The organism is Kitasatospora sp. NPDC008115, assembly GCF_042957205.1.
Taxonomy (GTDB): domain Bacteria; phylum Actinomycetota; class Actinomycetes; order Streptomycetales; family Streptomycetaceae; genus Kitasatospora.
Map to the genome: position 1 here is coordinate 55,608 of NZ_JBIBHU010000007.1, position 23,898 is coordinate 79,505.

At 71.8% G+C, this 23,898-nt stretch carries 15 protein-coding genes and 1 tRNA gene; 14 read left to right on the top strand and 2 right to left on the bottom strand.

Annotation, left to right across the window (positions count from 1 at the left end; genetic code table 11):
- Positions 1-523: 523 nt before the first annotated feature.
- The 12 genes from rpoB (at position 524) to ACFZBX_RS11500 (ending at position 17,891) form a co-directional block, all read left to right on the top strand.
- Positions 524-4,000: a DNA-directed RNA polymerase subunit beta gene (gene rpoB, locus ACFZBX_RS11445; protein WP_391533168.1), complete on the top strand. Its 3,477-nt coding sequence runs from the start codon at positions 524-526 to the stop codon at positions 3,998-4,000.
- A gap of 101 nt (positions 4,001-4,101) precedes the next feature.
- Positions 4,102-7,995 (top strand): DNA-directed RNA polymerase subunit beta', encoded by a 3,894-nt coding sequence (locus tag ACFZBX_RS11450; protein WP_391533170.1) that lies wholly within the window; start codon positions 4,102-4,104, stop codon positions 7,993-7,995.
- A gap of 124 nt (positions 7,996-8,119) precedes the next feature.
- Positions 8,120-8,193, top strand: a tRNA-Met gene (locus ACFZBX_RS11455).
- Between the two features lie 119 nt (positions 8,194-8,312).
- Positions 8,313-9,053, top strand: coding sequence for an NAD-dependent deacetylase (locus ACFZBX_RS11460; RefSeq protein ID WP_391533171.1), 741 nt, complete (start codon positions 8,313-8,315; stop codon positions 9,051-9,053).
- 188 nt (positions 9,054-9,241) lie between these two features.
- Positions 9,242-10,630 carry a methyl-accepting chemotaxis protein gene (locus tag ACFZBX_RS11465; RefSeq protein ID WP_391533172.1) on the top strand — a complete coding sequence of 463 codons (1,389 nt, stop codon included), beginning with the start codon at positions 9,242-9,244 and terminating at the stop codon, positions 10,628-10,630.
- Positions 10,627-11,151 carry a hypothetical protein gene (locus ACFZBX_RS11470; RefSeq protein WP_391533173.1) on the top strand — a complete coding sequence of 175 codons (525 nt, stop codon included), beginning with the start codon at positions 10,627-10,629 and terminating at the stop codon, positions 11,149-11,151. The genes ACFZBX_RS11465 and ACFZBX_RS11470 overlap by 4 nt, the downstream gene beginning before the upstream one ends.
- A gap of 47 nt (positions 11,152-11,198) precedes the next feature.
- Positions 11,199-11,858, top strand: coding sequence for a VWA domain-containing protein (locus ACFZBX_RS11475; RefSeq protein ID WP_391533174.1), 660 nt, complete (start codon positions 11,199-11,201; stop codon positions 11,856-11,858).
- 14 nt (positions 11,859-11,872) lie between these two features.
- Positions 11,873-13,096: a protein phosphatase 2C domain-containing protein gene (locus ACFZBX_RS11480; protein WP_391533175.1), complete on the top strand. Its 1,224-nt coding sequence runs from the start codon at positions 11,873-11,875 to the stop codon at positions 13,094-13,096.
- The gene (locus tag ACFZBX_RS11485; RefSeq protein ID WP_391533176.1) at positions 13,093-14,079 is read left to right on the top strand and encodes a hypothetical protein; all 987 of its coding nucleotides are present in this window, start codon (positions 13,093-13,095) and stop codon (positions 14,077-14,079) included. The genes ACFZBX_RS11480 and ACFZBX_RS11485 overlap by 4 nt, the downstream gene beginning before the upstream one ends.
- A 163-nt stretch (positions 14,080-14,242) precedes the next feature.
- The gene (locus ACFZBX_RS11490; RefSeq protein ID WP_391533177.1) at positions 14,243-15,457 is read left to right on the top strand and encodes a cytochrome P450; all 1,215 of its coding nucleotides are present in this window, start codon (positions 14,243-14,245) and stop codon (positions 15,455-15,457) included.
- 18 nt (positions 15,458-15,475) lie between these two features.
- A complete protein-coding gene (locus ACFZBX_RS11495) occupies positions 15,476-16,480 on the top strand; it encodes an ADP-ribosylglycohydrolase family protein (protein WP_391533179.1) in 1,005 nt (334 codons plus the stop codon).
- 91 nt (positions 16,481-16,571) lie between these two features.
- A complete protein-coding gene (locus ACFZBX_RS11500; protein ID WP_391533180.1) occupies positions 16,572-17,891 on the top strand; it encodes a serpin family protein in 1,320 nt (439 codons plus the stop codon).
- A 15-nt stretch (positions 17,892-17,906) separates the two neighbouring features.
- On the opposite strand, the gene ACFZBX_RS11505 is transcribed toward ACFZBX_RS11500, so the two are convergent.
- Complete coding sequence (locus ACFZBX_RS11505) at positions 17,907-19,022, bottom strand: ADP-ribosylglycohydrolase family protein (protein WP_391533181.1); 1,116 nt, start codon at positions 19,020-19,022, stop codon at positions 17,907-17,909.
- 67 nt (positions 19,023-19,089) lie between these two features.
- Positions 19,090-20,331 (bottom strand): DUF2786 domain-containing protein, encoded by a 1,242-nt coding sequence (locus ACFZBX_RS11510; protein WP_391533388.1) that lies wholly within the window; start codon positions 20,329-20,331, stop codon positions 19,090-19,092.
- A gap of 503 nt (positions 20,332-20,834) precedes the next feature.
- On the opposite strand from ACFZBX_RS11510, the gene ACFZBX_RS11515 reads away from it, so the two are divergent.
- On the top strand, positions 20,835-21,491 hold the full coding sequence (locus ACFZBX_RS11515; protein WP_391533183.1) for a hypothetical protein: 657 nt from the start codon (positions 20,835-20,837) through the stop codon (positions 21,489-21,491).
- Positions 21,492-21,667: 176 nt separating this feature from the next.
- On the top strand, positions 21,668-23,884 hold the full coding sequence (locus ACFZBX_RS11520; protein WP_391533185.1) for a hypothetical protein: 2,217 nt from the start codon (positions 21,668-21,670) through the stop codon (positions 23,882-23,884).
- Positions 23,885-23,898 lie beyond the last annotated feature (14 nt).

Below are 23,898 nucleotides of genomic sequence, written 5' to 3' on the forward strand. Positions count from 1 at the left end.
GAGGCTCCGACCACGGCTTCTGTAACGCCGGGGCGGTCCGGCGCGATGAACGGATCGAGGCCCGCACCGGAGGCGGGCCCTTGACGAACCCGGCACGGCGCGCGATTCTCAAGGCGCGAGTCGGCCCGGTTGGTCCGCCGCCGGATGCATAACCGGTGGCTCCGGAGGGAAGTGACTCCACGTGAGTCGTGGGCCCGGCGAGTCCGGGCCGGTGCAGTACCCGGCGGGCGCCCGCGCCCGACGGCTACCGGGAGGAGTCTCCGATTCGGTCTCCGAATCAGAGCTGGACAGCAGTGTCGCCTTTGGCTACACTGTCCCTTTGCGCTGCCTGTTAGCTGCTCCGTGACTCGTCGCCCGGAGTTTGCGTTGCCCCGAAGGGGTCTGGCACCACCTCCGCAAAGCGGCTTTGACCAGGGGTTTCGATCCCCGGCAGAGGCCAGTGGCGAGGGAGGCGGGACCAAGCCCGTGAAGGCCCGGCTGGTACGCGCGTAGTGAGCTCCGAGCCCTCGGAAGGACCCCCCTCTTGGCCGCGCCGCGCAACGCCTCGAACAATTCCGCCGCATCCACCGCCCCGCTCCGCGTCTCCTTCGCGAAGATCAAGGAGCCCCTCGAGGTCCCGAACCTCCTGGCCCTGCAGACCGAGAGCTTTGACTGGCTGCTCGGCAACGCGGCCTGGAAGACCCGGGTCGAGGAGGCGCTGGAGAACGGTCTGGACGTCCCCACCAAGTCCGGTCTGGAGGAGATCTTCGAGGAGATCTCGCCGATCGAGGACTTCAGCGGGTCGATGTCCCTGACCTTCCGCGACCACCGTTTCGAGCCGCCGAAGAACTCCATTGACGAGTGCAAGGACCGCGACTTCACGTTCGCGGCCCCGCTCTTCGTCACGGCCGAGTTCACCAACAACGAGACCGGTGAGATCAAGTCTCAGACGGTCTTCATGGGCGACTTCCCGCTCATGACCCACAAGGGCACGTTCGTGATCAACGGCACCGAGCGTGTCGTCGTGTCGCAGCTCGTCCGCTCCCCGGGTGTGTACTTCGACTCCACCCTGGACAAGGTCTCCGACAAGGAGATCTACTCCTGCAAGGTCATCCCCTCGCGTGGTGCCTGGCTGGAGATGGAGATCGACAAGCGCGACATGGTCGGCGTCCGCATCGACCGCAAGCGCAAGCAGTCGGTCACCGTGCTGCTCAAGGCGCTCGGCTGGACCAACGAGATGATTCTCGAGGAGTTCGGCGAGTACGAGTCGATGCGCGCCACCCTGGAGAAGGACCACACCCAGGGCCAGGACGACGCGCTGCTGGACATCTACCGCAAGCTGCGTCCGGGCGAGCCGCCGACGCGCGAGGCCGCGCAGACGCTGCTGGAGAACCTGTACTTCAACCCGAAGCGCTACGACCTCGCCAAGGTCGGCCGCTACAAGGTGAACCGCAAGCTCGGCAACGCCGAGTCGCTGGACTCCGGTGTGCTCACCGAGCCCGACATCATCAACGCGATCAAGTACCTGGTCAAGCTGCACGCCGGCGAGGTCGACTGGCGTGACGAGACCGGCCGCGACATCGTGGTCGAGGTCGACGACATCGACCACTTCGGCAACCGCCGCCTGCGCAACGTGGGCGAGCTCATCCAGAACCAGGTCCGTACGGGTCTCGCCCGTATGGAGCGCGTCGTGCGCGAGCGCATGACCACCCAGGACGTCGAGGCGATCACGCCGCAGACCCTGATCAACATCCGGCCGGTCGTCGCCTCCATCAAGGAGTTCTTCGGCACCAGCCAGCTGTCGCAGTTCATGGACCAGACGAACCCGCTGTCGGGCCTGACCCACAAGCGCCGTCTGTCCGCCCTCGGCCCCGGCGGTCTCTCCCGTGAGCGCGCCGGCTTCGAGGTCCGTGACGTGCACCCCTCGCACTACGGCCGCATGTGTCCGATCGAGACCCCCGAAGGCCCGAACATCGGTCTGATCGGCTCGCTGGCCTCGTACGGCCGGGTCAACGCGTTCGGCTTCATCGAGACCCCGTACCGCAAGGTCGTCGACGGTGTGGTCACCGAGCAGGTGGACTACCTCACCGCCGACGAGGAGGACCGCTACGTCATCGCCCAGGCGAACGCCCCGCTGACCGCGGACCTGCACTTCGCCGAGCCCCGCGTCCTGGTCCGCCGCCGTGGTGGCGAGATCGACTACATCCCGGGCACCGAGATCGACTACATGGACGTCTCGCCGCGCCAGATGGTGTCGGTCGCGACCGCCATGATCCCGTTCCTCGAGCACGACGACGCCAACCGCGCACTCATGGGCTCGAACATGATGCGCCAGGCGGTGCCGCTGCTGAAGAGCGAGGCCCCGCTGGTCGGCACCGGCATGGAGTACCGCTGCGCCGTCGACGCCGCGGACGTCATCACCGCCGAGAAGCCGGGTGTCGTCCAGGAGGTCTCGGCCGACTACGTCACCGTGGCCAACGACGACGGCACGTACACCACGTACCGCGCCGCCAAGTTCACCCGCTCGAACCAGGGCACCGCCTTCAACCAGAAGGTGCTCGTGGACGAGGGCGCCCGGGTCGAGGCCGGCCAGGTCCTGGCCGACGGCCCGTGCACCGACGAGGGCGAGATGGCCCTCGGCAAGAACCTGCTCGTGGCGTTCATGTCGTGGGAGGGTCACAACTACGAGGACGCGATCATCCTGTCGCAGCGCCTCGTGCAGGACGACGTCCTCTCCTCGATCCACATCGAGGAGCACGAGGTCGACGCCCGTGACACCAAGCTCGGCCCCGAGGAGATCACCCGGGACATCCCGAACGTCTCCGAGGAGGTCCTCGCCGACCTCGACGAGCGCGGCATCATCCGCATCGGCGCCGACGTCGTCACCGGCGACATCCTGGTCGGCAAGGTCACCCCGAAGGGCGAGACCGAGCTGACCCCGGAGGAGCGCCTGCTCCGCGCGATCTTCGGCGAGAAGGCCCGTGAGGTCCGCGACACCTCGCTGAAGGTGCCGCACGGTGAGTCCGGCAAGGTCATCGGCGTGCGCGTCTTCGACCGCGAAGAGGGCGACGAGCTGCCCCCGGGCGTCAACCAGCTGGTCCGCGTCTACGTGGCCCAGAAGCGCAAGATCACCAACGGTGACAAGCTCGCTGGCCGCCACGGCAACAAGGGCGTCATCTCCAAGATCCTGCCGGTCGAGGACATGCCGTTCCTGGAGGACGGCACCCCGGTCGACATCATCCTCAACCCGCTGGGCGTCCCGTCCCGAATGAACCCGGGACAGGTCCTGGAGATCCACCTCGGGTGGCTCGCCAAGCAGGGCTGGGACGTCTCCGGCCTCGCCGACGAGTGGGCCCAGCGCCTCCAGGCGATCGGCGCCGACACGGTCGAGGGCGGCACCAACCTCGCCACCCCGGTCTTCGACGGCGCCCGCGAGGACGAGATCACCGGCCTGCTGGACAACACCACCCTCACCCGCGACGGTGAGCGCCTGGTGAACTCCACCGGCAAGGCCCGGCTGTTCGACGGCCGCTCCGGCGAGCCGTTCCCGATGCCGGTCTCGGTCGGCTACATGTACATCCTCAAGCTGCACCACCTGGTCGACGACAAGCTGCACGCCCGTTCGACCGGCCCGTACTCGATGATCACCCAGCAGCCGCTCGGTGGTAAGGCGCAGTTCGGTGGTCAGCGCTTCGGTGAGATGGAGGTGTGGGCCCTTGAGGCATACGGCGCGGCCTACGCGCTGCAGGAGCTCCTCACCATCAAGTCCGACGACGTTCTCGGCCGCGTGAAGGTCTACGAGGCCATCGTCAAGGGCGAGAACATCCCCGAGCCCGGCATTCCCGAGTCCTTCAAGGTCCTCATCAAGGAAATGCAGTCGCTCTGCCTCAACGTGGAGGTGCTGTCCTCGGACGGCCAGTCCATCGAGATGCGGGACTCCGACGAGGACGTGTTCCGCGCCGCCGAGGAGCTCGGCATCGACCTGTCCCGGCGCGAGCCGAGCAGCGTCGAAGAGGTCTGACGGAGGTGGGGCCGGCCCGGTAGCCCCGGGCCGGCCCGCCCCCAGGCCCCCCTCAGACCACACGAACGACTCTCGACTTACGAAAGAGGGCTTGACGACCAGTGCTTGACGTCAACTTCTTCGACGAGCTCCGCATCGGCCTGGCCACCGCCGACGACATCCGCCAGTGGTCGCACGGCGAGGTCAAGAAGCCGGAGACCATCAACTACCGCACCCTGAAGCCCGAAAAGGACGGCCTCTTCTGCGAGAAGATCTTCGGCCCCACCCGGGACTGGGAGTGCTACTGCGGTAAGTACAAGCGTGTCCGCTTCAAGGGCATCATCTGCGAGCGCTGCGGCGTCGAGGTGACCCGCGCCAAGGTGCGCCGTGAGCGGATGGGCCACATCGAGCTGGCCGCCCCGGTCACCCACATCTGGTACTTCAAGGGTGTGCCGTCCCGCCTCGGCTACCTGCTCGACCTGGCGCCGAAGGACCTCGAGAAGGTCATCTACTTCGCCGCCTACATGATCACCTGGGTCGACGACGAGCGCCGCCAGCGCGACCTGCCGTCCCTGGAGGCGCACGTCTCGGTCGAGCGCCAGCAGATCGAGAACCGCCGCGACTCCGACCTCGAGGCCCGCGCCAAGAAGGCCGAGACCGACCTGGCCGAGCTGGAGGCCGAGGGCGCCAAGGCCGACGTGCGTCGCAAGGTGCGCGAGGGCGCCGAGCGCGAGATGAAGCAGCTGCGCGACCGCGCGCAGCGCGAGCTCGACCGCCTCGACGAGGTGTGGGCCCGCTTCAAGAACCTCAAGGTCCAGGACCTCGAGGGCGACGAGCTGCTCTACCGCGAGCTGCGCGACCGCTTCGGCACCTACTTCTCCGGCTCGATGGGCGCGGCGGCCCTCAAGGACCGCCTGGAGACCTTCGACCTGGCGGAGGAGTCCGAGCGCCTGCGCGAGATCATCCGCACCGGCAAGGGCCAGAAGAAGACCCGCGCGCTCAAGCGCCTCAAGGTCGTCTCCGCGTTCCTGCAGACCACCAACAAGCCCAACGGCATGGTGCTGGACTGCGTCCCGGTCATCCCGCCGGACCTGCGTCCGATGGTGCAGCTGGACGGTGGCCGCTTCGCGACCTCCGACCTGAACGACCTGTACCGCCGCGTCATCAACCGCAACAACCGCCTGAAGCGGCTTCTCGACCTCGGCGCGCCCGAGATCATCGTGAACAACGAGAAGCGCATGCTCCAGGAGGCCGTCGACGCGCTGTTCGACAACGGCCGCCGCGGCCGTCCGGTCACCGGCCCGGGCAACCGCCCGCTGAAGTCCCTCAGCGACATGCTGAAGGGCAAGCAGGGTCGTTTCCGCCAGAACCTGCTCGGCAAGCGAGTCGACTACTCGGCCCGTTCGGTCATCGTCGTCGGCCCGCAGCTCAAGCTGCACCAGTGCGGTCTGCCCAAGGCCATGGCGCTGGAGCTCTTCAAGCCGTTCGTGATGAAGCGCCTGGTCGACCTGAACCACGCGCAGAACATCAAGTCGGCCAAGCGCATGGTCGAGCGCGCCCGTCCGGTCGTGTGGGACGTCCTCGAAGAGGTCATCGCCGAGCACCCGGTCCTGCTGAACCGTGCGCCCACCCTGCACCGCCTCGGCATCCAGGCCTTCGAGCCGCAGCTGGTCGAGGGCAAGGCCATCCAGATCCACCCGCTCGTCTGCACCGCGTTCAACGCGGACTTCGACGGTGACCAGATGGCCGTCCACCTGCCGCTCTCCGCGGAGGCGCAGGCCGAGGCCCGCATCCTGATGCTGTCCTCGAACAACATCCTGAAGCCGGCCGACGGTCGCCCCGTCACCATGCCGACCCAGGACATGGTGCTCGGTCTGTTCTTCCTGACCTCGGACCGCGACAACGTGAAGGGCGCCGGCCGCACCTTCTCGTCGACCGCCGAGGCGATCATGGCCTTCGACGCCCGCGAGCTGGACGTCCAGGCCCCGATCGAGCTGCGCCTGCCCATCGGCACCGTCCCGCCCCGCGGCTGGACCCCGCCGCTGGACGAGGAGGGCCAGTCCAACTGGTTCGAGGGCGAGTCCTTCCGCCTGAAGACCACCCTGGGCCGCGCGCTCTTCAACGAGCTGCTGCCCGAGGACTACCCGTTCGTCGACTACGAGGTGGGCAAGAAGCAGCTCTCCGCGATCGTCAACGACCTGGCCGAGCGCTACCCCAAGGTCACCGTCGCGGCGACCCTGGACAACCTGAAGGCGGCCGGCTTCCACTGGTCGACCCGTTCGGGTGTCACCGTCTCGATCTCGGACGTCATCGTCCCGCCGAGCAAGCCCCAGATCCTGGAGGGCTACGAGGCGAAGGCGGAGAAGGTCCAGAAGCAGTACGAGCGCGGTCTGATCACCAACGACGAGCGCAAGCAGGAGCTCGTCGGCATCTGGACCCAGGCGACCAACGAGGTCGCGGACGCCATGGCCGCGAACTTCCCGAAGACCAACCCGATCTTCATGATGGTCGACTCGGGCGCCCGTGGAAACATGATGCAGATGCGCCAGATCGCGGGTATGCGTGGTCTGGTGTCCAACGCCAAGAACGAGACCATCCCGCGACCCATCAAGGCGTCGTTCCGTGAGGGCCTCACCGTTCTGGAGTACTTCATCTCCACCCACGGTGCCCGTAAGGGTCTGGCGGACACCGCCCTCCGTACCGCCGACTCCGGCTACCTCACCCGTCGTCTGGTCGACGTCTCCCAGGACGTCATCATTCGCGAGGAGGACTGCGGCACCGAGCGCGGCCTGAAGCTGGCGATCGGCATCGTCGGCGCGGACGGTGTCCTGCGCAAGACGGACGACGTCGAGACCAGCGTCTACGCCCGCATGCTCGCCGAGGACATCACCGTCGACGGCAAGCTGCTGGCCACGGCCAACACCGACCTCGGTGACGTGCTGATCGACGAGCTGATCCGCCACGGCATCAGCGAGGTCAAGACCCGCTCGATCCTGACCTGTGAGTCGGCCGTCGGCACCTGTGCCTTCTGCTACGGGCGCTCGCTGGCCACCGGCAAGCTGGTCGACATCGGTGAGGCGGTCGGCATCATCGCCGCCCAGTCCATCGGTGAGCCCGGTACCCAGCTGACCATGCGTACCTTCCACACCGGTGGTGTGGCCGGTGACGACATCACCCAGGGTCTGCCGCGTGTCGTCGAGCTCTTCGAGGCCCGTACCCCCAAGGGTGTGGCCCCGATCTCGGAGGCCCAGGGCCGGGTCCGCATCGAGGACACCGAGAAGACCCGCAAGCTGGTCGTCACCCCGGACGACGGCACCGACGAGATCGCCTACCCGGTCTCCAAGCGTGTCAAGCTCCTGGTGAGCGAGGGCGAGGCGGTCGAGGTCGGCCAGAAGCTGACCATGGGTGCCACCAACCCGCACGACGTCCTGCGCATCATGGGCCAGCGCGCCGTCCAGATCCACCTGGTCGCCGAGGTCCAGAAGGTCTACAACTCGCAGGGTGTGTCGATCCACGACAAGCACATCGAGATCATCATCCGGCAGATGCTCCGCCGCGTGACGATCATCGAGTCGGGCGACGCCGAGCTGCTCCCGGGCGAGCTCGTCGAGCGCGGCCGCTTCGAGCAGGAGAACCGTCGCGTGGTCTCCGAGGGCGGTCACCCCGCCTCCGGCCGTCCGCAGCTGATGGGTATCACCAAGGCCTCGCTGGCCACCGAGTCCTGGCTGTCGGCCGCCTCCTTCCAGGAGACGACCCGGGTCCTCACCGACGCGGCGATCCACGCCAAGTCGGACCCGCTGCTGGGCCTCAAGGAGAACGTCATCCTCGGTAAGCTCATCCCGGCCGGTACGGGCCTGCCCCGTTACCGCAACATCCGGGTCGAGCCGACCGAGGAGGCCAAGGCCGCCATGTACTCGGCCGTCGGCTACGACGACTACGACCTGTCGCCCTTCGGCGCCGGCTCCGGCCAGGCGGTCCCGCTGGACGACTACGACTACGGCCCGTACACCGGCTGAGTCCACGGTCCCCGTCCGCAGGGCGGCCACCCCCTCCCGGGGTGGCCGCCCTGCGGCGTTCCGGGGGCGGCCGGGAAACCGATTAGGTTTCTCGGCAGAGTTCGCGTAGAGTCATATTCACCGACGCGGGGTGGAGCAGCTCGGTAGCTCGCTGGGCTCATAACCCAGAGGTCGCAGGTTCAAATCCTGTCCCCGCTACTGCATCGAAAGGCCCGGAGGCTTATCGCCTCCGGGCCTTTCGGCGTTTCCGGGGGGCGGGTCGTGGGCGGTCGATTTATCGGTGGCGGGCGGGGCGCGGGGGCCGTACCGTCCGGGGCATGAACGCCAAGCGCCCGCTGATCGCCGTTCTCACCGGCGCCGGGATCTCCACCGACTCCGGCATCCCCGACTACCGCGGCCCGAACGGGCTCTGGCAGCGCGACCCCGACGCACAGCGGCTGGTCACCATCGGCCCGTACCTGTCCGACCCCGAGGTCCGCCGTCAGGCCTGGCGGATGCGGGCCGAAGCGGGGGCGCTCGCCGCCGAGCCGAACGCCGGGCACCGGGCGCTGGTGGGGCTGGAGCGCTCCGGGCTGCCGGTGCGGGTGCTCACCCAGAACGTCGACGGGCTGCACCAGCGGGCCGGGCAGACGCCCCGCAAGGTGCTCGAACTCCACGGCACCGCGCGGGAGGTGCAGTGCGTGGACTGCCGGGCGGTGGGGCCGATGGAGGAGGCCCTGAAGCGGGTGGCGGCGGGTGAGCCGGATCCGGAGTGCCGGGACTGCGGCGGGATCCTGCGGCCGCGCACCGTGATGTTCGGCGAGAACCTGGACCCGGACGTGCTGCAGCAGGCCGACGCGATCAGCAAGGCCTGCGAGCTGTTCATCGCCGTCGGCACCAGCCTCCAGGTCTTCCCGGTGGCCGCGCTGCCGTACAACGCGGTGAAGACCGGCTCCCGGCTGATCATCGTGAACGGTGAGCCGACGCCGTTCGACGAGGCCGCCGAGGAGGTCGTCCGCGAGCCGATCTCCACCGCCCTGCCGGCCCTGGTCAAACGGCTGGTCGCGCGGTACGCCTGAGCGTCCGGGCGCGGCCTCCCCGGGCGGACGGTGCGCCGGCGGTTCGGCCGGCGACGTTGTGAACTCGCCGTTCCCGGTGGCCGGTTCTGCGCTACGCTGCCGCGCGGAGCGGCGTGGTCGGCTTCCGGCCACGGGGGAGGCCGCACGGGTCTCCCCGGCTCCGCGGCGGCGCGTACGAAGGAGCCCTCATGACCTCAGGCCGACTGCTGGACCGGCACGCGATCGGGGGCGAGCTGCGGGCGCTGGCGGACCGGCCCGGCCTGGCGCACCGTCAGGAGGAGCTCAGGGAGCTTGGCTTGGCGCTCTCGGGCGTCGGCGATCTGGACCGGTGGGCCGAACTCGACCTGGTGCACAGCTTCGTCCGGCCGGAGAGCGTGCGGGCCGCGGTGCGGCCGGCCCCCGAGCCGAGGTTCTGGGCCTGGACCGAAGTCGCCCTGGGCGCCCTGGTGTTCGTCCCGCTGCTGGTCACCTGGGCCGGGCTGATGCAGGCCACCAGCGCCTACCGGGCGCTGATCGGCGCGGACGCCCGGCAGGCCGCGCGTCCGTTCCTCCAGCTCTGGCAGACCGGCTTCGAGGGCCGGCTGCCGGGCTGGGCGACCTTCGGCGACGTCGCCCTGTCCGCCACCCTGTTCATCGCGCTGCTGCTGGCGCTCTCGGTCGCGCACGGTGTGCGCCGGGTCGGCGCCGAGCGCCGGGAGGTGGTGGCGGAGGGCGAGGCGGAGGACCTGCTGGCCGAGCTGGCGCCGGTGCTCACCCGTGCCCAGGTGGTGCTGAACGAGCGCCGCCGTGCCACCCCGCAGCGCTTCGTGGCCGAGCTGACCGGTGCGGCCGAGACCCTGGAGCGGCTCGGCCGCCAGGCCGCCGACACCCAGCGGGAGCTGGGCGAGGCGGCGCTGGCCGTCGAGCGCTCGGTCGCCGGGGCCGAGCGCCGCCTCGCCGAGGCGGGTGAGGCGGTCGACCCGCTGCGGCAGGCCGTCGGCGGCGTCGAGAAGGCGGTCGACGGGATCGGCAAGGCCGTCGACGGGGTCGGCCGGGCGGTGCGGGACAGCGGCGACCGGCTCGCCGAGACGGTCCGGGACGGCGCGGCGGCCACCGACGGCCTCGTCCACCGGGGCGCGAGGCAGGTCGCCGACGCGGCCGAGCTGGTCCGGCAGGCCACCGACCGGGTCGGCGCCGAACTCGCCGGCGCGGGCGAGCGGGTCGAGGAGGCGGTGCGCGACCTCGCGGTCGCCCAGCGCGGGTTCACCACCGGTGCGGAGACCGTGGCCGACGTCAACGGGCAGGTGCTGGAGCGGCTGGACGGGGTGGCCCGGGAGATCGCGCTGCTGGCCGACCGGGTCGCGGCGGCGGCCTCGGCGGCCACCGCGGCGGCGGCGCGCCTGGAGGCGTCCGCGCCGGGCGGGCGGCGCGGTGAGGGCGGCATCGTCATGGTGAAGACGGAGTCCGGGCCCGGGCCCGACGGCGGCGCTGCCCGGTCCCGGGTCAGCGACGCGGCCGCGGCCGGCGGTTCCGCCGACATCGACGACCGGACGCTGCTGGAGCTGGACGAGGTGCCGGTGCACGGGCAGGGCCGATGAGGGGCCGGTTCCGCAGGGCACGGCCGCGGGCCCGGGGCGTGCACCTGGCCGGCTGGCTGTTCGCCGACATGCTGCTGGTGCTCGCCCTGGTCGCGATGGGCGACCAGGGGGACCCGATGGCCGCCGAACGGGCCACGGTCGCGCCCTCCGCCACCCCGGACGCGAGCGCCACCGCCACCACCGGTGCCGCGCCCAGCGCGACGCCCACCCCGACCGGTCCGCGCGGCGTCGAGCACGACCCGGTCACCGTCGACGTCGGCGGGGACTCCTCGGACACGGCCGGCCTGGTCGCGCAGATCCGCGCGGCCACCGAGCGGTACGCCGGACGGCAGGCCGCCGTCGTGCTCACCTTCGGCAGCAACCGTGACCCCGGCGTCGGCCAGGCCTACGCCCACACCGTCAACGGCCTGCTCGCGCAGGCCCGTCCGGAGATGTTCCGGGGCACCACCACCCGGGACTTCATCTCGCTCGCGGACAACCCCCGGCACGCCTCGGTGGAGATCTACTTCTACACCGGCTGATCGCCAACGCCGATCGCCAACGCCCTGCCAATCGAAGGAGAAGTGCAGTGCAGATCCTCCCGTTCTACGCCGTGTGCGACGAGTCGGGCTCGATGAGCGCCGACATCGACACCCTCAACAAGGCCCTGTTCGACCTCCACCAGGAGATCAGCACCAACCCGACCATCGCCGACAAGACCCGGTTCGGGCTGATCGGCTTCTCCACCGACGCGCATGAGCTCCAGCCGCTGGTCGACCTGAGCGACCTCGACGAACTGCCCGCCCTGGAGGCCTCCGGCCTCACCTCCTTCGGCAACGCCTTCGAACTGCTCCGCCAGGCGATCGAGCGGGATGTGCGGTCGCTGAAGGCGGACGGCCACGACGTCTACCGCCCGGTGGTGTTCTTCCTCTCCGACGGCGTGCCGACCGACTCCGACTGGGACCGGCCCTACCAGGACCTGCTGGCCGCCGCGTTCCGGCCGCACATCATCGCCTTCGGCATCGGCCAGGCCGACCGGAGCGTGATCGCGCGGGTCGCGACGTTCAAGGCCTTCATGCAGGACGAGGGCGCCGCCAACCCGGCGGTCGCGCTGCGGGAGTTCGCGGCCAGCCTGACCCGCTCGATCGTCCGCTCGGTGAGCGGGGCCACCGAGGCCGGCCAGGGCATGAGCCTCCAGGTCGACGACCACGTGCCCGGGTTCACCTCCGTCTCGCTCGACAAGCTCTGAGGCCGGGCCGCCGGATGAACGCGTACGACAACCAGCCGCCGGCCGGGCGGGCGCCTGAGCCCGGGCCGGAGCACGCGCCGACCCGCAAGGGCGACCCGATCGATCTCGCGGCCTCCGTGTACGAGCACGGCTGGGGCCCGGATCCGGCGTCGGCCGCGGCCCCCGTCGAGGCGCCGGTCGAGGCGGCGCGGCCCGTGGTCTCCGGGCCGGTGGTCCCCGAGGGGTTCCTGCCGCGCCCGATCGGCCCGGGGCCGTCGGCGGTCCGCGAGCCGTGGGGCGCCGACGGCCCGGCCGTCGCAGGCCCTCTCGAAGGGACCGGGCCGGTCGTCCGGCCGCCCTCCTTCCGGGAGACCGGCCCGCTGACGCACGTCGGCCGCAAGGCCCCGACCTACCCCGCCGAGCCGACCGACATCCCCGCCATCACCGGCGGCGACCTCTTCGGCGCCCTGCTGCCCGACACCGTGGTGGACGGCGGACGGTTCGGCCCGGTCACCGTCCGCGCCGCCTCGGTCCGCGGCGACGGCCACCGCTACGCGGCCGAGTGCCGTCAGGACACCGCCCTGGTCGTCCGCACCGGGGAACTGCTGCTGGTCGCGGTGGCCGACGGCGTCGGCTCGCAGTCGCACTCCCACCACGGCTCCCACGGGATCGTCCGGCTGCTGACCCGGCAGGTCGCGCAGAAGGCGGAGACCCTGCTGGCCTTCCTGCGCTCCGGCGCCGAACTCGACTTCGCCAGCCTGATGAGCCGGCTGATCGGGACGGCGGCCGCCGAACTCGCCCAGCAGGCCGAGGGCGCGGGCCTGTCGCCGAAGTCCTACTCGACGACCCTGCGCGCGCTGCTGGTGCCGGCCGACCCGGCCGTCCCGTTCCGGGGCTTCGTCTCGGTCGGCGACGGCGGCCTGCTGCGGCTGCGCGACGGCGACTGGCAGAACCTCGAAGCGGCCGCGGACGGCGAGGAAGGCGCGCTGATCAGCACTCGGACCGACTGCCTCCCCGAGGCGTACGAGCACGCGAGGGCCCGGCTGATCACCGACACCCTCCCCGGCGACCTGCTGGTGCTCTGCACCGACGGGCTCGCGCTGCCGCTGCTCAAGGAGTCCGAGCTGCGGACGTGGCTCGGCGAGCGCTGGGGCCGGGAGGTGCCCGGTCTCGCGGAGTTCCTCTGGCAGGCCCAGGTCCGGGTGCGCAGCTACGACGACGACCGCTCGGTGGTCTGCCTCTGGGAGGCCGCGCCGTGACCGCCTCGGACATCGCCACCGCGCTGGCCGAGGGCGGGGACGCGGACCTGGCGCTGCTGCCCGTCGGCGACGAGGCCGGCCGGGGCGGCCAGGGCCGGGTGCAGCGCCTAGACGGCTACCCCGGCCTGCTGTTCAAGCGCTACCTGGACGCCGGAGCGGTCAACGGCCGGGCGCTGGAGGAACTGGTCGGCCTGCGGCTCCGGCTGCCGCGGGCCGAGCGGGACCGGCTGGACACCCAGGCCGCCTGGCCGCTCTGCCGGGTGGTGGACGGCCCGCGCTGCGTCGGCTTCCTGATGCGGGAGGCCCCGCAGGCGATGACCTGGCGGACGGCCACTGGCGCGCGCAGGCTCACCGAGGCGCAGCACCTGCTCTACCCGGAGAAGTCCGCCACCCAGGGCGTCGTCCGTCCGGACGGGGAGCAGCGCCTCGCCCTGGTGCTGGAACTGGCCGGGCTGATCGACCGGCTGCACCGCTGGGGGCTGGTGATCGGCGACCTCTCGCACGCCAATGTGCTGTGGACGGTGCTGCCCGAGCCGGCCGTGCACCTGCTGGACTGCGACGGCATCCGCCTGGTCGGCGCCTCCCCGGTGCTGGAGCAGGCGGACACGCCCAACTGGGCGGACCCGCGCTCCCCGCACGGCAGCGCCGCCTCGGTGGACAGCGACCGCTACAAGGCGGCGCTGCTGATCGGACGGACCCTGGCGCAGGACCCGTACGTGGCGCCGGGCGCGCCGCTGGAGCCGCTGCCGGGGATGCTGACGGACCGGCAGCTGGCGCTGGTGCGCCGGATCTGGGAGCAGGCCGCCGGACCGTACGGGAGCCGGCCGGACCTGACCGCCTGGCTGATGGCGCTCGGCGGCCGGGGCAGCATCCCGCTCGCGCCGGGCTCCGCGCCGCCGCCGCGTCCGGCGCGTCCGGCGGACGAGCGGCTGTTCGACGGGCGGACGGCCCGGGGGAGCATCCGGTTGCAGCGGCCGAGCTGACGGGGGCCGAGCCGACGGGTCGAGTCGACGGAGGCGGACCCGACGGGGGAGAGCCGAGGCGGCCCGAGTCGACGGAGTCGAGCCGCCAGGGCCGGGGCCGGACGGAGCGCATGCGTACGATGATCCTTCCGGCTCCCCCCTCATGGCCTGGAGTGATCGACCGATGACGACGACGGCGAAGTTCGACCCCTGGTCGGCGGCGTTCGTGGCCCACCCCTACGACGCGTACGCCGCCCTGCGCGAGCAGGCCCCCGTGACGTACTTCGAACCCACCGACCAGTGGCTGGTCTCGCGCTTCGAGGACGTCAGCGCGCTGCTCCGCGACCGCCGGCTCGGCCGCACCTACACCCACCGGTTCAGCCACCAGGAGTTCGGCCGCCCCGAGCCCGACCCGGCGCACGAGCCGTTCCACACCCTCAACGACAACGGCCTGCTCGACCTGGAGGCCCCGGACCACACCCGGATCCGCCGCCTGGTCTCCAAGGCCTTCACCCCGCGCATGGTCGAGGGCCTGCGGCCCACCGTCGGCCGGCTCGCCGGGGAACTCGTCGACGGACTGCTCGCGGACGGCGGCGGCGACCTCATCGCCGCCGTCGCCGAGCCGCTGCCGGTCGCGGTGATCGCCGAGATGCTCGGCGTCCCGGAGTCCGACCGGCACCTGCTGCGCCCGTGGTCCGCCGACATCACCGGGATGTTCGAGCTCAACCCGACCGAGGACGCCGCCCGCCGGGCCGTCACCGCGAGCACCGAGTTCTCCGACTACCTGCGCGCCCTCATCCGCGAGCGCCGCACCGCCCCCGGTGAGGACCTGATCAGCGCGCTCATCCAGGCCCAGGAGGGCTCGGACGCGCTCAGCGAGCAGGAGATGATCTCCACCTGCGTGCTGCTGCTCAACGCCGGCCACGAGGCGACCGTCAACACCACCGGCAACGGCTGGTGGGCGCTGTTCCGCCACCCCGGGGAGCTGGCCCGGCTGCGCGCCGACGTCGACGGGCTGCTGCCCACCGCCGTCGAGGAGCTGATGCGCTGGGACACCCCGCTGCAGATGTTCGAGCGCTGGGTGCTGGAGGACATCGAGGTCCGCGGCGTCACCATCCCGCGCGGCTCCGAGGTCGCCCTGCTCTTCGGCTCCGCCAACCGCGACCCCGAGCGCTTCGCCGACCCCGACCGCCTGGACCTCGGCCGCACCGACAACCCGCACATCACCTTCGGCGCCGGAATTCACTTCTGTCTCGGCGCCCCGCTTGCCAGACTGGAGCTCACCGAGTCCTACGGCACCCTGCTCCGCCGCGCCCCGGGCCTGCGGCTGGTCCGCGAGCCCGAGTGGCAGCCGGGCTATGTGATCCGGGGGCTGAAGGAACTGCTGGTCGAGGTGTAGCGGAAGCGGGGGCGGGCCATGGGCGGCGGCAGGGCGACGGGGGCGATGCTGGGGCTGGCGATCGGGGACGCGCTCGGCAAGCACACCGAGTTCGACGACATCGAGGCGATCGCGTGGCAGTGGCCGGACTGGCGGCAACTGCCGCTGCCGCAGCGCGCACTGGTCACCGACGACACCCAGATGACGCTCGCCCTGGCCCGCGGACTGCGCACCGCCCTGGCCCGGGGCCCGCTCACCCCGCTGCGGCTGGAACGGCCGGTACGGGAGGAGTTCGTCGACTGGTGGCGCTCGCCGCAGAACAACCGCGCCCCCGGGATGACCTGCATGCGCTCCTGCCAGCGGCTCAGCACGCCCGGCCGCCGCTGGCAGGCGGCGAGCGACCTCGACTCCAAGGGCTGCGGCGCCAATATGCGGGTCGCCCCGATCGGCCTGGTCCGCGAGCTGACGGACGGTCAACTGTCCGGAGCCGCCCAGCTCCAGTCCGGGCTCACCCACGGCCATCCCACCGCGCTCGCCGCCGGTGACCTCACCGCGTACGCCGTCCGCGAGCTCGCCACCGGCCGGGCGCCGGCCGAACTGCCCGCCGCGCTGCGGGCGTACGCGCTCGCCCGGCGCACCCGGTACGACGCGTTCTGGCTCGGCGACCTCGCCGACCACGCCCAGGACCGCACCCCGGAGGCGTTCATCGCCCGGGGCTGGGACGAGTGCCTGGCGGTGCTCGACCGGCTGGACGCCGCGCTCGCCGCGCCGGACGTCGAGGCCGACCCCTGCCTGGCCACCGGCGAGGGCTGGATCGCCGAGGAGGCGCTCGCCACCGGGCTGCTCTGCTTCCTGCTGCTGCCGGACGACCCGGTGGCCGCCGTCCGCCGGGCCGCGTACTCCTCCGGCGACTCCGACTCGATCGCCTGCCTGACCGGTGCCTTCGCCGGCGCCCACCTGGGCGCCGACGCCTGGCCGGCCGACTGGGTGGAGCGGATCGAACACCGGGACGAGCTGCTGGAGTTCGGCGCGCTCTGGGACTGAGGCCGGGGAACCGGTCGACGCCGCGCCGCGTCGAACCGGCACCGAGGCGCGGGCACCGGCCCGCGCCGCGACCCGAGAGGCGAGGCCGGCCATGTCCGCGACGTCCGTCCGCACCCGCCGCCCGGCGGTGCTCCTGCTCTGCTGCGCCGCCCTGCTCACCGCCTGCGGCTCCTCCGGCGGCGCCACCTCCGTGGTCCGGGCCGACCCCGTGACACTGCCGCCCGCCGACCCCGCCCAGGTCGCCGCCACCGCCGCGGCCACCGGTGCCTTCGGCCTCGACCTGCTGCACACCCTCACCGCCGACCCCGCCGCGGCCGGCCGCAACCTGGTGCTCTCGCCGTCCGGCCTGGCCACCGCCCTCGCGATGGTGCTGCCCGGCGCCCGCGGCACCACCGCCGACGAACTCGCCGGGGCGCTGCACACCGCGCTGACCCCCGAGCAGTACGCGCTCGCCACCGGCGCCCTGAACCGCCCCGCGACGGCCACCGCCAAGGGCGGGCCGGTGCTCCGGCAGTCCGACGACCTCTGGGCCCAGCGCGACCAGCCGCTCGACCGGCACTACCTCGGCGTGCTGGCCGCCGCCTTCGGCACCGGCGTGCACACCGCGGACTTCCGCAAGGACCCGGAGGGCGCCCGCAAGGCCGTCAACGGGGCCGTCGAGAAGGCCACCGAGGGCCGGATCAAGGACCTCTTCGGCGCGGGACAGATCAACCAGGACACCCGGCTGGCGCTCACCGACGCGCTCTACCTCAAGGCCGAGTGGGCCGAGCCGTTCAAGGCCGGGAAGACCGCCGACCGGCCGTTCCACCGCCTCGACGGCACCACCGCCGCCGTCCCCACCATGGCCCAGGCCACCACCCTGCGCTACGCCGACGGCTCCGGCGGCATCCTCGGCGAACCCTGGCAGGCCGTCGAACTCCCCTACGCCGGAAGCACCTTGGCGATGGACCTGGTGGTGCCCGCGCAGGGCGGCTTCGACGCCTTCCGCAAGGGTCTGGACCAGGCGGAACTGGACCGGATCCTCGGCGCGCTCGCCCCGCGGACCGTCGACCTCACCCTGCCGAAGTTCCACTTCGACACCGCCAACGAGCTCACGCCCGCCCTGAAGGCCCTCGGCGTCCAGGCCGCCTTCGGGCCCGCCGCCGACCTCTCCGGCATCCCCGGGCCGGGCGACTCCGACCGGCTCGCCATCGGCACCGTGGTGCAGAAGGCCACCGTCCAGGTCGACGAGCAGGGCACGGTCGCGGCGGCCGGCAGCGGCGTCGGGGTGGAGGCGATGGCCGCGCCCGTCCGGGCGAACCCCGTCGAACTGCACATCGACCGGCCGTTCCTCTTCCTGATCCGGGACACCGGCACCGGGCGGCCGCTCTTCCTCGGGCAGGTCACCGACCCGGCGGCCGCCGCGAAGTAGCCGGGGGAGGCGCCGCTACCCGGCCGGGTAGCGGTCCCCGAGCGCCGGGTGGCCCGGCTCGCGGCTGCCGAACAGCACCAGCAGATCGTCCGCCGTCCGCAGCAGCGCCTCCCGGCCCTCCACGGCCTCCGCCCAGTCGGCCGGCAGCGCGCTCGCGCCGTACGCCGCGCCGACCAGGTTGCCGCAGACCGCGCCGGTCGAGTCGCTGTCCCCGGAGTGGTTCACCGACAGCAGCAGCGCCGTACGGGCCGGCTGCGGTCCGCCGGCCGCCGCGAGCAGGCAGTACACCGCGATCGCCAGGCACTCCTCGGCGATCCAGCCCAGCCCCACCCGCTCCACCGCCTCCGCCGACGGCTCCGACTCCTGGGCCACCCGCACCGCCCGGGCCAGCGCCTGCACCGTCTCCCGCGAAGCCGGCCACTCCCGGGTCTGCTCCACCGTCTCGCCGACCGCCGCCCAGGGCTCCGTCCCGGCCGCCAGCCGCTCCACCAGCGCCGCGAACGCGCCCGCCGCCAGGTAGCCGGTCGGATGCCCGTGGGTCAGCTGCGCGCACTGCGCGGCCAGCCCGAAGGACTGCTCCACACCCAGCCGCCCCAGCCCGAACGGCGCCGAGCGCATCACCGTGCCGCAGCCCTTGGAGTGCGCGTTGATCGGCCCCGGCTGCCCCAGCGCCACCGGCGGCTCGAACGCCGGGTGGTACTGCACCCCGGTCAGGCACGCGTTGCCCGGCGCCCGCCGCGCGTACAGGAACGGCTCGCGCAGCAGCCAGCCGTCGTACGGGCGGGGGAGCGGCTCGCGGTCCGGCGCGCCCTGCTGCTGGGTGAGCAGCCACCGCCGGTACGCGCCGTGCACCGCCTCCGGCACCGAACCGCCGCCGCCCGACCAGCCGCGGACGAAGCCGCGGATCAGGCCCTCGGCGGTGAACAACGTCATCTGGGTGTCGTCGGTGACCTCGGCGACCAGGCCGCCGCCCGGCAGGCCCGTCACGCCGTCCGGGCCGAAGCGTTCGCGGATCTGGTGCAGCTGCAGGAACTCCACCGGCCAGCCCAGAGCGTCGCCGATCGCGCCGCCCAGCAGCGCCCCGCGCACCCGGTCCCGGTAGCCCGTCTCCGTACCCGTCGTCCTTGTCATCGCCTGCCCGCCCCTCGTCGTGACCCGCGACCTGTTCTACCAGGCCGCCCGACCGGGGCTCCGGAACTCAGCGGCGGATCTCCCCGGAGCGTCCGCGCAGGGACGCCCGGTCCGCCGCGGCGCGGCCCGCCGCCCAGCCCTCGCCGTCGCTCACCCGCACGCGCTGCGACACCAGCTTGGGGAACATCCGGTCCACCTCCTGGTCCACCGCCTCGGTGCGCGCCTTCAGGGCCGGCAGCAGCCGCTCGTCCGGCACCAGCTGCTCCGCCGTGCCGTCCTCGCGCAGGTGCCGGCCGGCCGCGGCGTCGCTGGTCGTCCGCTCGGTCGCCTCGGCCAGCCGCTCGCGGATCCGGGCGGCGTACGCCACCAGGAAGGACTGCCGGAACGCCTTGGTGCGGGAGGCGCCGTCCAGGTGCTGGCGGGCGCCGGCCTGCTGCATCGCGTGCGTCGCCTGGACCAGGAGCGAGGTGTAGAGCAGCTCGACGCCGTCCAGGTCCGCGTCGAAGCCGATCACGGTGCAGAAGCCGAACTCCTTCGCCCACACGACACGGCAGCGGTTGGCGGCGGAGACCGCGTCCAGCAGCATCGTCTTCGGGCCCTCGTACGGGTTGTCCACGCCGATCCGCAGCGCGCCCGGCGCGTGCGGGTCGGCGCCGTCGACGGCGAGCAGGGCCTCGTCGATGCTGTGCTGGGCCATGAGCTGCTGGGCCTTGGCGGTCAGCGCCTCGGCCTCCTCGGGGAAGCCGGTGGACTCCGCCTTCGCCAGCAGCGCGCGGATCCGCGACAGCATCCGCGGCTCGCCGACGGCCGGACCGCGCGGGCCGGGCGCGCTGCGCGCCGTGTGCCCGGGGGCGGGCCCCACCGGGGCGATCGGCGGCAGCCGGCCCCAGCTGCGCAGCAGCTCCAGCAGCGCGGTGGCCAGCGCGAAGCGGTCCAGGCGGTGGCGTTGCGCGAACGCGGGCAGGTAGCCCTCGTCGGACGGCCACCAGGTCTCGGCCTCCAGCTCGCGCAGCTGCTCCTGCCAGCGCCGGTCCGTCGCGGCCGCGGGGTAGCGGCGGCCCTCGGCGGCGATCAGGTCCACGGCGAGCGCGAGGTGCACGGGCTTCAGCTCGCGGCGCACCACCCGCGCCAGGTCCGCCGGCCGCCACCCGGCCGACCAGCACCGCCCGACCGCCGTGTCCGCGTACCCCAGCACCGCCCGGCTCACCGCCGGCCACTGCCCGGCGGAGGCCGCCAGCAGGGAGGCCCCGGTGTCCAGCGCGAGGTCCAGCCGCTCATCCGGAGCCGTCACGACCTCCCGCACCGCCATCTCCAGCAGCGCCCCGGCCTCCCCGCCGCCACCACCACCGCCCTGCTGCTTCCGCCTACCCACGCCGCCTACCTCCGGGGATCCCATACCTCCCACCCATGATGCCGGAGCGGATGTCCGAACCCCGATGGAGCGGAAACGGATCGTCGTGACTCGGCGTCAGACATTTTGCCGGGTAGAGGTTTAGCCGGGGATAGAGCGGTGGACGGGGTCGGTACTTGATCGCTACTATCAGCGGTAGTACGAGCCCTCCGGTAGTTGTGCACGGTCGGAGCCTGGGAACCGTCCCGGGCGCCCCCTGTCCACAGGCCCCGCGCTGATCCTGTGAACGGCGTCCATACGCCTTCGTTCGATCGAGAGCGGGTCCGATCGCGTCGCCGCCGGGGTGATGCAGCGCGTCGACGAGCCGACGTGTCCCCTGAGGTGTCTTCTGGCGGGGGAGGGTCCGACAGCAAGTCGTTGTCGATCGAGGACCAACAGGCTCATGGTGGGGGCTTCCAGCCATGTACTCGCAGCCGGTGGACCGGCTTTTCTTCATCGACGACTCGGGCGACCTCAACCAAGGGGTCTGGCTCTACGGCTACCTCGGGGTGGCGGTCGAGGCGGAACCGGGGGTGCGCTGTGGCATCGAGGCGTTCCGGGTGGGACTGCTGGTGGACTTCGGCATCCCGGTCGACTATGAGCTGCACGCGCACAAGTTTGTCGTGGGCCGCGGGCGTCCCGGCGGCCGAGACCTCCCGCCGCTTGACCGCAAGCACACCGCTCAGCGGATGCTCGACTTCCTCGGGGAGTGGCCCGACCTCACCGTCGGTGCCGTCTACAGTCAGCAGTCGATCAGGTCCAGCCAGCTTCGCGCCGACACCTTCGCCGGTACGCTGCGGCGAATCGACGCTCAGCTCTCGGCGGTCGGCGAGTACGGCCGACTGGTGATCGACGGCGACGGGACCGACCCGATGTACGAAGCGGTACTCGCCGACGTCAGGCCGGCGCGCATCGTCGGGCTCGGGTTCGCCCCGGCACACGAGAGCCAGTTTCTCCAGTTCGTCGACCTGGTGGCATACGCCGCGTTCCAGTGGGTCATGCGGGCCCCGAAGCGCACCTTCATGCACTACTGGTATCCGACCCACCTGCCCAAGGCGCACGGCCCCGAGCGGGTCTGAGCGTTCACCCGGAACGACGAAACCCCGGCGCGGGGCCGGGGTTCGTAAGAGCAGACCTGACCACAACCTACGAAGTCGCCAGGACCGCATTGCCACTCTACCGCCGCTGAGCGGGAAAGGCCATGCCATAGACCTCAGGAATCAAGCTCATCAGTCCCAATAATGAAGGGAAAACTGTGACCGTCCCCATCGAATTCAAGGAGCCGGGCGAGGGTCAGGGGCAGGTTGCTCGGGCCTCGCTGCCAGGGCAGCGAGGCCCGGAGAGCCTGCAGTTCATCCTCCGGGGTGAGGAACTCACCATCAGCGGCTTTGAACGCCAGCTTCCGGAGTTCTCCTCCGCGGGCGACCGGGGGAAGCTGGTCCGGGCCGGTCTCTCCGACCCGGGGACGGCCCTGGACGAGGACGGATGGCACGCGGTCGCTCGTGCGGTCGTCCATCCCGAGGGCGTCGCCGCACAGTTGCGGACACAGACCGGTCTCGCCTCCGCCCTGATCGAGGAGCACGTCGAGGGGGCGACGCTGCGCTCTATCCATGCCCGGGCCTGGCTTACCGAACTCTTCCCTGGTCTCCAGCCGAGGACGGGCCAGGAGGCTCTGCCCGTGGCCGACCCGGTCGTCCGAGGGGCCCAGAGCGCCGACGGTGGTCCGCTCGCCACCGTGTCGTATGTCTACCGGGATCTGCAGCATCTGCGGGCCCACCTGCAGCAGACCATCGCCTTCACCCGGCGCGCCAATCCGAACCCCTACGACCAGTCCATCCTGGCCCGGCGGATCACTCGAGCGGTGATTGCCCACCCGTGCCGACTGGAGTTCGCGGACGGCACCGAGCCGATCCACGTTCTGGTCGTCCGTGACGGCATCACTCGAATCACCAGTGCCTGGGCGCTGCTCGCGGGTGACGACGCGACTCCGGATGAGATCGCGCGGGTCGCCGCCGACTCCCTCCTCGCCGAGAAACCCACTAGGCGAGGTGCTGCGGAGCGCAGCCTGAGCCAGCGCCGGTCGCTGGGGCGCCAAGAGGAGCTCGACCAGCTGAGGTCGGACTTCCTGCGCGGTCTCGGCGAGCCGCCATCGGACCGGGCGGTCCGGATTGGGCAGACCCTGGTCGTGCCGGCGCAGATCGCGGTCGGCCTCCAGGCCTACCCAGGTGGTGCGCTTCCAACGGACGAACTCTTCGACGACGCGATGCGCAGCATCCTCGCCTCGGTGCACGTGGAGTTCAAGGGGTGGGACGCCGCCGCACAGAACGTCGAGGTGGGCTCCCGTGCGCTGCGCCGGGTGGTCCTCGCCCGCTCGGTCCAGAGCGAGATGGGAACCGTGAACCTCGCGGACATCGTGGATCTCGCGGTGGGGCGCACCGCCCCCGACGCTCTTCCGGAGGTGTTCGAGGACCGAGCGATCCCGCCGACGCCGCTGTGGCGGGCGGTCTACCTGGTCCATGCGCTGACCAGGCAGGCGCTGTACCGCGAGGTCAAGAGGCACGCCATGGACATCAAGGGCACCCGGGCGATGAAGTTCCTGGGGTATGCCGAACTGTTGGGGCCCATAGTCGACCTGCCATGGCGGGGGGCGAAGAAAGCTGTTCTCCAGCAGGCCCGCAACGCCTGGGCCAACGGCGGGGTGCTGACTCCGGAGGTGCGTGGCCCGTGGGACCCCGTGCCGGCGCAGCACTTCGTCGACCTGGTTCCGGCCGCCCTGGCGGGCGACCTCGACGCCCGGATGACGATAGCGGTCGGCGGAGGAACCGCGCTGATCACGGACAAGCTGCTGACTCGCAACGTCGGTTCGGCCGTCGGCCGAACCGTGCCGTTCCGGGCCGACGTCCACACCGTGATCGCGGACCTGTCCCGGCCAGGGAACGAGGCGGGGCTCTGGCTGCTGGCACACGCGGCCGACCGGTTCGAGGCCGGCCGCCAGGCGAAGAACTCGCTCACCGACGCGCAGCTGGGCCGGGTCACCGATCTGACGCCGTACTACACGCATGTCGCGGTCGATGTGTCGGCACCCGACGGGGTGGCACGGGACGCGAGCGGGGCCGAGATCGCGCTCGACCAGTACCACGTCGTGGCGATGTCCGACGTGGACAGGGCCGTGAAGGCCGAGCAGGACCGGCAGGAAACGGAAGGTGCGGGGACGGAGCTGTCGCCCGGCGAACGGGCGGCGGCTGAGCGGGCAGGCCTGCTGCAGGCGTTGCAGAGGGCCAACGATCGGCTGGACAATCTGCTCGCGCTCACCCAGGGCACCACACTGGAGGCATTCGGGTCCGCGGCCGAATGGGACCCGCTCTACAAGCTTTCCCTGAAGATCCAGAACGCGATCTACAGCGGCGGGATCACTCTGCCCGGTACCGACGTGTTCGTGGGCGAGGAGCCAGGGGGCGACGAGGACGAGTAGCGGTGGTTCCAGAT